Genomic DNA, 11521 nt, shown 5'->3' on the forward strand with positions numbered 1-11521 from the left:
GGTCGCCGGGCCGGGGTATCGGGTAACCTGGCCAGGTTGCCCGGGCAGCGCCTGGCGGCGACCTCATGAACGTTTCAAACCCAGGAGTATCCCGTGGCTAGCGTGTGCGACGTCTGTGGCAAGGGGCCGGGCTTCGGCCACAACGTGTCCCACTCGCACCGGCGGACCAACCGCCGCTGGAACCCGAACATCCAGTCGGTGCGGACCCCGGCCGGTGGTGGCAACACCAAGAAGATGCAGGTCTGCACCTCCTGCATCAAGGCCGGCAAGGTCACCCGCGCCTGACGCGGTAACAGCTCGGCAAAGCCGGCGGACCCCTTCGGGGCTCGCCGGCTTTGGCGTGTCCGGGTACTGGTGAGTGGTGTTAGGAAGGGACCCTTTTAGTGCACCAGGCGTTAGGAAGGGGCCCTTCCTTTCAAAGGGTGCGGGAAAAGGAGATGCAGCCTGGGGCGTCCTTGTAGAAGCCGAAGTTGGGGATGCGCTCGTAGCCGGCCGAGGAGTAGAGGGCGATCGCCTCGGGCTGCTTGTCGCCGCACTCCAGGACGATCCGCTTGCGGCCCTGCTCGCGCGCCGACCGCTCCACCGCCGCCAGCACCGCCCGGGCCACGCCCCGGCCCCGCGCCTCGGGGGCCACGTACATGCGCTTCAGCTCGGCGACGTCCCCCTCCGCTCCGTGGCTGCGCCAGCCGCCGCAGCCGACCGGCCGGCCGTCGAGCAGGGCGATCAGGAACGTGCCGGCCGGCGGCTCGAACTCGGCCGCGTCCACCGGGGTCTCGTCGCCGCTGCCGCCGTACCGCTGGCCGAGGTCGGCGAGGGCCGCCCGGATCAGCGCCTGCGACTCGGGCGCGTCGAAGCGGGCGGCGTGGATCTCCAGGTTCTGCACACGCAAAGGGTACGACCGACCTGGGCCCTTACCGGAAGTGGTCCCAGCCGGCGGGGCCCTCCCACGGCCGCCCGTCCACCGTCACGCCGGAGCCGGCCGTGACCGCGCCGACCGGCCGCCACCCCTCGGGCAGCGGCGCCGTCGGGGGGAAGGTCGCCGCGAGGGCGTGGTCCTCGCCACCGGCCAGCAGCCAGGTGTACGGGTCGACGCCGAGCGCCTGGGCGGCGTCGCGCATCTGCCGGGGCACCTCGAACGCGTCCCGGCGCACGTCCACGGCCACCCCGCTCGCCCGGGCGATGTGCCCGACGTCGGCCAGCAGCCCGTCCGACACATCGATCATGGCGGTCGCGCCGGCCTCGGCCGCCTGCGGACCGGCCGCGTACGGCACCTCGGGCCGCCGGTACGCCTCGACCAGCAGCCGGGGGGTCCGGAAGCCCCGGGACAGCACGGTGAGCCCGGCCGCCGCGTACCCGGTCCGGCCGGCGAGGGCCACCACGTCCCCGGGCCGGGCCCCCGCCCGGGTCACCGGCGCCCGGCCATTGAGATCACCGAGCGCGGTCACCGCGATGGTCAGTGTCGGACTCGACGACATGTCCCCGCCCACCACGCTGGCGCCCACCGTGGCCGCCTCGGCGGCCAGCCCGTCCGCCAGTTCCTCGGCCCAGGCGGTCGCCAGGTCCGCCGGCATGCAGAGGGCGACCAGCAGGGCGGTCGGCCGCGCGCCCATGGCCGCCACGTCGGCCAGGTTCGCCGCGGCCGCCCGGTGGCCGATGTCACGCGCGCCGGACCAGTCCCGCCGGAAGTGCCGCCCCTCCACCAGTACGTCGGTCGAGGCGACGACGCGGGCGTCGGGTGCCGCCACCACCGCCGCGTCGTCCCCGGGACCGAGCAGAACGGTCGATCCGTACGACAACCGGGCGGTCACCCGGTCGATGAGACCGAACTCCCCCACCCCCACGACGCTCGTGCCGTGCTCGCTCACCGCTTCTCCTTGACCACCGATCGGATTCAGACCTGGTCCGTAAGGTACTTTCTCCCTTCGGGCCGCTCACGCAGCGGCGACGGACGGAGGTCTAGTCGTGGTTCAGGCGTACATCCTCATCCAGACTGAGGTCGGCCGGGCGCGTGACGTGGCCGGTGAGATCGCGGACATCCCCGGCGTGGTACGCGTCGACGCCGTCACCGGGCCCTACGACGTGGTCGTGCTCACCGAGGCGAACACCGTCGACGAGCTCGGCAAACTCATCGTCAGCAAGGTGCAGATGGTGCCCGGCATCACCCGCACCCTCACGTGTTCGGTGGTGCGCCTGTAAGTGGACAAGATGACCGACTCCTCCGTGACCGACGACACCCGCGACGAGACGAGCGAGCCCGCCGCGGCACCGGGCCGCGACCGGCCCACCCGCGGCGCCGCCCTGATCGCGACGGCGGTCGCGCTGCCGGTGACCGTGCTGGTGGGCGCGCTGGCGTTCGCCCAGCTCAAGCCGGACGAGCCGGCGGCGGGGCCGACCCCGTCGGCGTCGGCTCCCCGGGCGCAGTCCACCGCCCCGGTCGAGATGGCCGCCCCGCCCCTGGCCGAGCGGCCCGCCACGGTCTGCCGCGCCCTGCTCTCCCAGCTGCCACCGACCATCCGAGAGCTGTCGCAGCGTCCGGTCACCGCGGGCGCCGAGCAGAACGCCGCGTACGGCGACCCGGCGCTCACCGTCGCCTGCGGCGGCGCGGAGCCGACCGTGGGCGCCACCGACGACGTCTGGCTGGTCAACAAGGTCTGCTGGCACGGACGGCAGGAGAGCGACGCCACTGTGCTGACCACGCTGGACCGCGAGACCGCGGTGGTGGTCCGGGTGCCGCGGGCGTACGAGCAGCCGTTGCAGTGGGTCTCCCCCATCTCCGACACGATCGTCGCGTCGGTCCCGTCGGCCGGCCCCGCGCCCTCGGGCTGCCGGGGCTGACCCGTACGCACCGCACGCCGCCGCGCCCGCTGCGAAGCGCGTCTCCGTGCAGGAGTGGCCTCCCGCGCCTCGCGGAGGCCACTCCTTCCGTGGCGGGCGCGGATCCACCGCGGGGTGGTGGGCGGCCTCAGTGCAGGCCGACGCCCCGGTGGAGGGCGGTGCGGATGAGGCGGTTGACGAGTTTCGGGTACTCCAGCCCGGAGGCCGCCCACATGCGCGGGAACATCGACGACGGCGTGAAGCCCGGCATCGTGTTGATCTCGTTGAGGTAGACGTCGAGCTCCGGGGTGACGAAGAAGTCCACCCGGGCCAGGCCGGCACAGTCGATCGCGGTGAACGCGCGGACCGCGTACTCCTGGATCTGGCGGGTCACCCGCTCCGGCAGGCCGGCCGGGATGTCGTACTCGCAGGCGACGTCGGCGTCGATGTACTTCGCCTCGAAGTCGTAGAAGTCGTAGTCGCCGACCACCCGGACCTCGGCGAGCACGGACGCCTCGGGCGCGCCGCCGGCCTCGCCCTCCAGCACCCCGCACTCGATCTCCCGGCCGGCGATCGCCCCCTCGACGAGCACCTTCGGGTCGATCTGGCGGGCTACGGCGACCGCGTCGTCCAGCTCCGCCCAGTCGCTGACCTTCGTGATGCCGAAGGACGAACCGGCCCGGGAGGGCTTGACGAAGACCGGCAGGCCGAGGCGGCGCTTGTCCTCCTCGCTCAGCGTCATGCCGTTGCGGAGCACCACGTACGGGCCGACGGGGATGCCCTCGGCCGCGCAGAGCTTCTTGGTGAACTCCTTGTCCATCGCCGCGGCGGAGGCGAACACGTTCGCCCCGACGTACGGGATGCCGGCCATCTCCAGCATCCCCTGAATGGTGCCGTCCTCGCCGTACGCGCCGTGCAGCACCGGGAAGACCACGTCCACGTCGGCGAGCGCCCGGGGACCCTCGGTCGGGTCGAGCACCATCAGTCCGTTGCCGGTCGGGTCGGCGCGCAGCACGATGTCGGTGCCGGACTCCGCGGTGATCTCCGGCAGCCGCCGGGCGCTGATCGCGAGGTGCCCGGGGTCGCCGCTGGTCAGGACCCACTGGCCGGCACGGGTGATGCCGACCGGCACGACCTCGTACTCGTCGGGGTCGAGTGCCGCGAGCACACTGCCGGCGCTGACGCAGGAGATGCCGTGCTCCGGGCTGCGGCCGCCGAAGACGATCGCCACGCGGGTCCTGCCTGGGGTGGTCATCGGCCCTCACCTCTTCGTACCCGACTCGCGCTCACCCGGTTGACCTTACTGTGCGTGGCGAGGGTCGGCGGGCCATACCCGGGCAGACGTCGGCGTGGTCAGCAACCGGTCGATCGGTGCTACACGGTGCGTAACCGGACCGTCAGGTCCACCGGGGCCTGCTCCCGCCCGTTACGCTGCTCGTCCTATGAGCTCCGACGCCCTCATCGACTCGCTCTCGGCGGCCCTGGACGGCCGACCGGACGACCTGCCGCTCCGCCTGCACCTCGCCGCGCTGCTGCTGGACGCCGGCCGGAGTGGTGAGGCGATCGCCCAGATCGGCCAGGCGCTCGCCCGCGATCCGGGCAGCGACGAGGCGCAGGCGCTCATGCAGCGGGCGCTGACGGGTCGCGTACCCCCGCCGCCGGCACCGACCCCGGCGGTCCCGCAGCCGCCGGCGCAGCCGGCCGGAGACGCGGCCGGCGCGACGGCGGATCCGCTCGCCGCCTACGAGCAGGAGCTGGCGGACGTGGTGCCGCCGCGCTTCGCCCGGGCGGGCGACGAGCCGGAGCCGGTGGCCGGGGACGCGGACCGGTTCTTCGACGTGGAGGTCTCCGCGATCCGGCTGGCCGACGTCGGCGGCATGGCGGCGGTCAAGGAACGGCTGGAGCTGGCCTTCCTCGGCCCGTTGCGCAATCCGCAGCTGCGGAAGATGTACGGCAAGAGCCTGCGCGGCGGCCTGATGCTCTACGGGCCGCCCGGCTGCGGGAAGACGTTCCTCGCCCGGGCGGTCGCCGGGGAGATGGGCGCCAGGTTCATCTCGCTGTCCATCGTGGACGTGCTCGACATGTGGATGGGCAACTCGGAGCGCAACCTGCACGAGCTGTTCGAGGCGGCCCGCCGCAACGCCCCCTGTGTGCTCTTCCTCGACGAGGTGGACGCGCTCGGCCACAAGCGCTCCCAGGTCAGCTCCAGCTCGATGCGGACGCTGGGCAACCAACTCCTGGCGGAGCTGGACGGCATGGAGGGCAGCAACGAGGGCGTCTTCGTGCTGGCGGCCACCAACACTCCCTGGGATGTGGACCCGGCGCTGCGCCGTCCGGGGCGGCTGGACCGGGTGGTGCTGGTGCTGCCGCCGGACGCCGAGGCCCGACGGTCCATCCTGGAGTACCACCTGCGGGAGCGCCCGATCGCCGGCATCGATCTGCCCAGGGTGGTCGCCGCCACGGAGGACTTCTCCGGCGCCGACCTCGCCCACCTGTGCGAGACGGCCGCCGAGTTCGCGATGGCCGACTCGGTGCGGACCGGCGAGGTGCGGATGATCGAGCAGCGCGACCTGGACCGGGCGCTCAAGGAGGTCCGGCCGTCGACGCGGCCGTGGATGGCGACCGCCCGCAACGTGGCGATGTTCGCCAACGAGGGCGGCGTCTACGACGACCTGGTCGGGTACCTGAAGAAGCGCCGGATGCTCTGAGCGACGCGGTGGGGACGGCCCGGCGGGTTCCGGCAACCCGCCGGGCCGTCGTCTATCCGCGGCCGTGCCGCCGGCCGATGGCGATCACCTTGACCCGCTGCCGGCCCGCCCGCACCATGCCCAGCGCCATGAACGCCCCCGCGATCCGGTCGGCGGCCTCGCGACTGCTCGCGCTCACCACCTGACGCCGCCGCTCCGGGCTGCTGCGCTCGTCGCGGTCGCCGTCGTCGGAACGCACGTCGGTGAGCACCACCAGGAACCGGGTCAGCGCCGAGCCGTTGGCGCGCTCGGGTCGGGGCTGCTGGGCGTTACGCACGTCGAGTCCCTTCGGCTGGCCGGCCACCGGGCGTGGCACGCGGCGATCGGGTACGGGGGAGAAACCCGATCGCCGCGCGCCCCATCCCCTCCGGTCACTCACCGCCGCCGTCGCCACGACAACCGCCGGTGAGGACTTGATGACAGATTGGCATCACGACGGCCATGAATGCAACTCTCACCCGCGTTCTCTCATGTACAGGTTCCCGGAGATGTGCGACGATCGATACATGGCTCCGAAGACCGCCCGCGCCCGCCGGTTGGGCATCGCCCTGCGCACGCACCGCGAGGCCGCCGGGCTCACCCTGGAGGCCGCGGCGGACGAGATCAACAGCACCCGCAGCACCCTGTCCCGCTACGAGAACGCGCAGACGCTGGTCAGCCCGGCCACCGTCCGCGCCCTGCTCACGCTCTACGGAGTGGCGCCGGACGAGGTGTCCGCGGCCGTGCAGCTCGCCAAGGACGCGCGCAAGCCCGGTTGGTGGGTGTCCTACTCGTACCTGCTCGACCGGCGCACCATCGACTTCATCGCCCTGGAGGCCGAGGCCACCGGCATCGCCAACTTCGAACCCTCGGTGGTGCCCGGCCTGCTCCAGACCGCCGACTACATCCGGGGGGTCATGCGGGGCGGGCCGCACACCCTCGGGGACGAGCAGGTCGAGCAGCGGGTGCAGCTCCGGCTCGACCGGCAGCAGCGGCTCGTCGCCGACGCCCCGCCGATCTTCGACGCGATCATCGACGAGGGCGCGCTGCTACGGCCGGTGGGCGACCGCACCGTCATGGAGGCCCAGCTCCAGCACCTGCTGAAGATGGGCGAGCTGCCCAACGTCACCATCCAGGTCATCCCGCTGGCCGCCGGCTACCACCGGGGCACCCGCGGCTCGCTGCACATCCTCGAGTTCGCCGACCCGGAGGACCCGATCATCGCCTCGGTGGAGACCGTCGCCGGACAGATGGTCCTGGACCGGCCGGGCGACCTGCGTACCTGCACCAAGATCATGGAACACCTGCGGAGTGTGGCCCTGAGCCCGGCAGCCAGCCGCGACCAGCTCCGGCAACTCATGAAGGGACGGTAGGACGATGACCCCGACGACAAACGCGGAGCTGGCCCGGGCCGGGTGGCGCAAGAGCAGCCACAGCGGCGACGAGGGGGCGTGCGTCGAGATCGCGACGCTGCCCCGCGTGGTGGGCGTCCGCGACTCCAAGGACCCGGCCGGCCCGGTGCTCCTCTTCCCGCCGCACGCCTGGGCGAGCTTCGCCGGGGCACCGCCCCACCGCTGACCCCCGCCGGCGCGGGCGGTGACGGTCCCTCCACCGCCCGCGTCGCCGGGCCCCGGCCACAGCTGCGTCGACGTCGGGCCCCGGGCGGGGCCGAACCCGTCGCCAGGCCCGGCCGGGTGCCGGCTACCCGCCGACCAGCGGCTGCGGGGCCGGTTCGGCCCGCAGCGCCTCCAGCGCCGCGATGGCCACTCCGCGCGCACCGGCCATGTCCCGGTCCGGCACCAGGGCGAAGGTGGCCACGGCGGCCTGTTCCGCCCGCAGCACGGTGTGCTCCCGCACCGTCGCCAGGAACCAGTCCCGGAACTCCGGCGCCGCCTCCACCACCCCACCCCCCACGAAGTACGCGTCGGGATCGGTGAAGTTGGCGGCGAGGGTGAAGAGCCGGCCGATCGCCATGGCCTGCTGGGTGAAGATCTCCCGGGCCAGCGGGTCACCCCGCTCGCCGAGCCCGCGAACCAGCTTCGCGGCCCGCTGCGGCGGCTCGGCGGCCAGCGGATGCCCGGGAAAGCGGGTCAGCCAGTACGGCAGCAGGTTGCGCGCGATCCCGGTCAGGGAAGCGACGCTCTCCGCGTCCCCGGTGAAGCCGCAGGCGCAGGTGGGCTGCGCCTGGCCGGGCCCGAGCAGCCCGTCCATCGGCAGGTGCACGTGCCCCAGCTCGCCCGCCATGCCGGCCGCCCCGGCGATCACCCGGCCGCCCTCGACCACACCACCGCCCAGCCCGGTGCCGACGATGGCCGACACCGACGAGCGGCGCATCGCGTCGGCGCCGAAGTACGTGTGGTGCGCGTAGAGGGCGGCGGCGTTGCCGTCGTTGAGGTACGCCACCGGCAGGCCCAACCGCCGTTCCAGCGCGCCCCGCACGTCGTAGCCCCGCCACGCGGGCTGGGAGAAGTTCGTCGAGCCACGGGAGGAGATGACCCCGGTCGCGCTCGCCGGCCCCGGCGTGTCCAGGCCCACCGCGCGGACGAGCCCCCGGGGCACGCCGGTCGCGGCCAGCGCCCCGTCGAATGCCCGGGCGAGGGCCTCGATCGCCGACTCCGGGCCGGCCTGCACCTGGCTCGGCGTCTCCATCAGCCCGTCGACGAGGAACCGCCCGTCCACGGTGAGAACCGTGGCGTTGTTGCTGGTGCCGCCGTTGTCCAGGCCGACGACCACCGGCACCCCTGCGCTGCCCACGAAACTCCGCCCTCCCGCCCTCGTGACCTGACGTGAGGCTAGTTCCCGTCCCGACGCCCCGCCACGCCCCGCCCCGCCCCTTCCCACCCCGCCAGGACATGCCGCCGCCGCGGGTGGAACGTTAAGAAGGGGCCCTTCCTCTACCGCAGGCGTTAATAGGGGGCCCTTCCTTACCGAGGGCGCTGGGCGGTGAGGGCTGTGCCGTTGAGGTCGTCGTTCGAGATTGCCGTCGGCGTCAGGCCGAGGTCCGCCAGGAACGCCGCCAGGGTGGCCACCTGGTTCGCACCGGCCTCCACGACCAGGTGCCCGCCGGGCGCCAGCCACCGCGCCGCGCCGGCCGCGACGCGGCGCAGCACCGCCAGGCCGTCCGGGCCGCCGTCGAGCGCCACCCGCGCCTCGTGCAGCCGGGCCTCGGGCGGCATCAGCGCCATCGCCTCCGTCGGCACGTACGGGGCGTTCGCGACCACGAGGTCCAACCGGCCACGCCACTGCGGCGGCAGCGGGTCGAACAGGTCGCCGGTGTACACCGGTACGCCGTACCCGGCCAGGTTGCGCCGGGCGCACGCCACCGCCGCCGGGTCGACGTCCACCGCGGCGTGGAAGCGGGGCGCGAGCCGCCCCGCGAGCAGCACGCTCAACGCACCGGAGCCGCAGCACAGCTCCACCACGGCCGGCGCCGGGCCGGTCAGCGCAACCGCGGCGGACACCAGCAGCAGGCTGCGGGCACGCGGCACGAAAACGCCGGGGTCGACGGCGACCCGGATCCCGCCGAGGTCGGCCCAGCCGAGGAGGTGCTCCAGCGGCTGCCCGGCCACCCGGCGCGCCACCAGGTCGGCCAGCGCGTCGGGAGTGGCCGCGGCGGCGACCAGCAGCTCCGCCTCGTCCTCGGCGTAGACGCAGCCGGCGGCGCGCAGCCGCGCCACCAGGTCCGGTGCGGCGGCGCCGGCGGCGGGTGACGTCGGAACGGGCCCCGGGGCGCTCCGGTCGCCCGCCCCGGTCACCGGCCCGCCGTGTCCAGCGCGGCGGTCACGTCGGCGACCAGGTCGACGATGTCCTCCACGCCGCAGGAGAGGCGGACGAATCCGGGCGCGGTGTCGTCGCCCCACTGCGCCCGGCGGTCGGCGGTGGTGTGCAGGCCGCCGAACGACGTGGCCGCCGTGACCAGCCGGGACGCGTCCAGGAACCGCGCGACCCGGTCGGCGTCGCCCAGGTCGAACGAGAGCACCCCCGGCATCCGTCGCATCTGGACCGAGGCCACCGGGTACGCCGGATCGTCCGGCAGGCCCGGCCAGCGCAGCCCGGTCACGTCGGGGCGGGCCGCCAGCAGGCGGGCGAGGGCCCCGGCGTTCGCGGTCTGCCGCGCCAGGCGCAGGTCGAGGGTGGCCAGCGAGCGGTGCGCCAGCCAGGCGTCGAACGGCCCGGGGACCGCCCCGGTGATCGTCCGCCATCCCGTCACGGCCTCCAGCAGGTCGGCCGACCGGGTGGCGACGTACCCCAGCAGCAGGTCGGAGTGCCCGGTCAGGGCCTTGGTGCCGGAGGCCACCACCAGGTCCGCGCCGAGGTCCAGCGGCCGCTGCCCGAGCGGGGTCGCTGTGGTGTTGTCCACCGCGACCAGGGCGCCGGCGGCGTGCGCCCGGGTCACCAGCGCGGGCACGTCGACGACGTCCAGGCCCGGGTTGGCCGGGGTCTCCACGAGCACCAGGCGTACGCCGGCGAGGTCCGGGTACGGCCCGGCGGTCGGGGCGAAGACCACCCGTACGCCGATGCCGGTCAGGGTGTCCGTGGCGAACGCCCGCACCGGAAAGTAGCCGTCGGACGGGAGCACCACGGTGTCCCCCGGCCGCAGCACGGTCAGCAGCAGCCCGGTGATCGCCGCCTGGCCGGTGGCGAAGACCCGGCAGTCGCCGCCCTCCAGCTCACCGATCGCCGCCTCCAGCAGCCGTCGGGTGGGGTTGTCCGGGCGGCCGTAGCCGTTGGGTGCCGCCGCCGGCCCCGCCCACGGGTCCAGGTGGTACGGCGCGGCGAACACCGGGCCGGGCAGGAACGGCTCCCCCGGCGCGGGCTCGGGCAGCCCGGCGCGGACGCAGCGGGTGCCGTCGTGGTCGTCCGCCATGCCCCTCACTCCGGTTTGGTCGTGCGGCTCATCAACGCCTCGACCGCCCGCCGGGGGTCGACCCCCTCGTGGCAGACCAGTTCGACCTGCTCGGTGATCGGCATCTCCACCCCGTGCGCCCGGGCCAGGTCGCGGATCGCCAGGGCGCTCTTGACCCCCTCGGCGGTCTGCCGGGTGGCGATCCGCGCCTCCTCCAGGGTCGCCCCCCGGCCCAGGTGCTCGCCGAAGGTGCGGTTACGGGCCGACGGGGAGGAGCAGGAGGCGACCAGGTCGCCCATCCCGGCCAGGCCGGCGAAGGTGAGCGGGTCGGCGCCGAGCGCGACGCCCAGCCGGGCGGTCTCGGCCAGCCCCCGGGTCACCAGCATGGCCCGGGTGTTGTGGCCGAAGCCCATCGCGGTGGCGATCCCGTACGCGAGGGCGATCACGTTCTTGACCGCGCCGCCCAGCTCGCAGCCGATCACGTCGTCGTTGGTGTACGGGCGGAAGTACGGCGTGGTGATGGCCCGCTGCACCAGCGTGGCCCGGTCGACGTCGGTGCAGGCGACGACGGTGGCGGCCGGCTGTTCGGCGGCGATCTCGGGGGCGAGGTTGGGACCGGAGACCACCACCACCCGCTCCGCCGCCACCCCGGCGGTCTCCACGATGACCTCGCTCATCCGCTTGGTGGTGCCCAGTTCGATGCCCTTCATCAGGGACACCAGCGTGGCGTCGGGGTGCAGGTGCGGCGCCCACTCGGCGAGGTTCCCGCGCAGCGTCTGCGACGGCACCGCGAGCACGACCAGTTCCGCACCCTTGATCGCCTCCAGGGCGTCGCCGGTGGCCGTGACCCGGTCGGGCAGCACGAGACCCGGGAGGTACTCCGGGTTGCGCCGTTCGGCGCGGATCACGTCGGCGACCTGCGGCCGCCGGGCCCAGATGGTGACGTCCCGGCCGGCGTCGGCGAGGATCTTGGCGAAGGCCGTCCCCCACGAGCCGGCCCCCAGCACCGCCACGTGCCCGCTGGTTCGTTCGACAAGCTCGCTCATTGGTGCACCCTTGTCTCACTCGAGCTGATGTTGGTTCGAGTGCACCGGTGACCGTCGGGCCATCGCCCAGCTCGCTCGATCTTTGAGGT

At 74.0% G+C, this 11521-nt stretch carries 14 protein-coding genes; 6 read left to right on the plus strand and 8 right to left on the minus strand.

Features of this window, described 5'->3' with window-relative positions:
- Positions 1-93: 93 nt before the first annotated feature.
- Positions 94-285 carry a 50S ribosomal protein L28 gene (gene rpmB / locus AB0873_RS02100; RefSeq protein WP_088963534.1) on the plus strand — a complete coding sequence of 64 codons (192 nt, stop codon included), beginning with the start codon at positions 94-96 and terminating at the stop codon, positions 283-285.
- Between the two features lie 130 nt (positions 286-415).
- Here the strand turns inward: rpmB and AB0873_RS02105 are convergent, their stop codons facing one another.
- Positions 416-883: a GNAT family N-acetyltransferase gene (locus tag AB0873_RS02105; protein ID WP_366598031.1), complete on the minus strand. Its 468-nt coding sequence runs from the start codon at positions 881-883 to the stop codon at positions 416-418.
- Positions 884-911: 28 nt separating this feature from the next.
- Entirely contained in the window at positions 912-1865 is a 954-nt protein-coding gene (locus AB0873_RS02110; RefSeq protein ID WP_366598032.1) for a thiamine-phosphate kinase, read from the minus strand.
- A gap of 97 nt (positions 1866-1962) precedes the next feature.
- Between AB0873_RS02110 and AB0873_RS02115 the strand changes: the two genes are divergently transcribed.
- Together AB0873_RS02115 and AB0873_RS02120 are read left to right on the plus strand one after the other, a co-directional pair.
- Positions 1963-2196: an Lrp/AsnC ligand binding domain-containing protein gene (locus AB0873_RS02115; protein WP_155333652.1), complete on the plus strand. Its 234-nt coding sequence runs from the start codon at positions 1963-1965 to the stop codon at positions 2194-2196.
- A 9-nt stretch (positions 2197-2205) separates the two neighbouring features.
- Positions 2206-2835, plus strand: a complete 630-nt coding sequence (locus AB0873_RS02120) for a DUF3515 family protein (RefSeq protein WP_366598033.1) — start codon at positions 2206-2208, stop codon at positions 2833-2835.
- Positions 2836-2962: 127 nt separating this feature from the next.
- On the opposite strand, the gene AB0873_RS02125 is transcribed toward AB0873_RS02120, so the two are convergent.
- Complete coding sequence (locus AB0873_RS02125; RefSeq protein ID WP_155333654.1) at positions 2963-4069, minus strand: D-alanine--D-alanine ligase family protein; 1107 nt, start codon at positions 4067-4069, stop codon at positions 2963-2965.
- A gap of 187 nt (positions 4070-4256) precedes the next feature.
- Between AB0873_RS02125 and AB0873_RS02130 the strand changes: the two genes are divergently transcribed.
- A complete protein-coding gene (locus AB0873_RS02130) occupies positions 4257-5522 on the plus strand; it encodes an ATP-binding protein (RefSeq protein WP_366598034.1) in 1266 nt (421 codons plus the stop codon).
- A gap of 52 nt (positions 5523-5574) precedes the next feature.
- Here the strand turns inward: AB0873_RS02130 and AB0873_RS02135 are convergent, their stop codons facing one another.
- Positions 5575-5838 carry a hypothetical protein gene (locus AB0873_RS02135; RefSeq protein WP_155334379.1) on the minus strand — a complete coding sequence of 88 codons (264 nt, stop codon included), beginning with the start codon at positions 5836-5838 and terminating at the stop codon, positions 5575-5577.
- Positions 5839-6067: 229 nt separating this feature from the next.
- Here AB0873_RS02135 and AB0873_RS02140 point away from each other — a divergent pair, with 229 nt between their 5' ends.
- Together AB0873_RS02140 and AB0873_RS02145 are read left to right on the plus strand one after the other, a co-directional pair.
- Positions 6068-6913, plus strand: a complete 846-nt coding sequence (locus AB0873_RS02140) for a helix-turn-helix transcriptional regulator (RefSeq protein WP_155333656.1) — start codon at positions 6068-6070, stop codon at positions 6911-6913.
- Between the two features lie 4 nt (positions 6914-6917).
- A complete protein-coding gene (locus AB0873_RS02145) occupies positions 6918-7118 on the plus strand; it encodes a DUF397 domain-containing protein (RefSeq protein ID WP_155333657.1) in 201 nt (66 codons plus the stop codon).
- Between the two features lie 123 nt (positions 7119-7241).
- Here the strand turns inward: AB0873_RS02145 and AB0873_RS02150 are convergent, their stop codons facing one another.
- The 4 genes from AB0873_RS02150 to AB0873_RS02165 all read right to left on the minus strand — a co-directional run bounded on the left by AB0873_RS02150 (position 7242) and on the right by AB0873_RS02165 (position 11432).
- Positions 7242-8294: an ROK family protein gene (locus AB0873_RS02150; RefSeq protein ID WP_366598035.1), complete on the minus strand. Its 1053-nt coding sequence runs from the start codon at positions 8292-8294 to the stop codon at positions 7242-7244.
- 170 nt (positions 8295-8464) lie between these two features.
- On the minus strand, positions 8465-9220 hold the full coding sequence (locus AB0873_RS02155) for a putative protein N(5)-glutamine methyltransferase (protein ID WP_366598059.1): 756 nt from the start codon (positions 9218-9220) through the stop codon (positions 8465-8467).
- Between the two features lie 71 nt (positions 9221-9291).
- A complete protein-coding gene (locus AB0873_RS02160; RefSeq protein ID WP_366598036.1) occupies positions 9292-10407 on the minus strand; it encodes a cystathionine gamma-lyase in 1116 nt (371 codons plus the stop codon).
- Positions 10408-10412: 5 nt separating this feature from the next.
- Entirely contained in the window at positions 10413-11432 is a 1020-nt protein-coding gene (locus tag AB0873_RS02165; RefSeq protein ID WP_366598037.1) for an NAD(P)H-dependent glycerol-3-phosphate dehydrogenase, read from the minus strand.
- Positions 11433-11521 lie beyond the last annotated feature (89 nt).

It is taken from the genome of Micromonospora sp. NPDC047707, from assembly GCF_040704235.1.
Taxonomy (GTDB): Bacteria; Actinomycetota; Actinomycetes; order Mycobacteriales; family Micromonosporaceae; genus Micromonospora.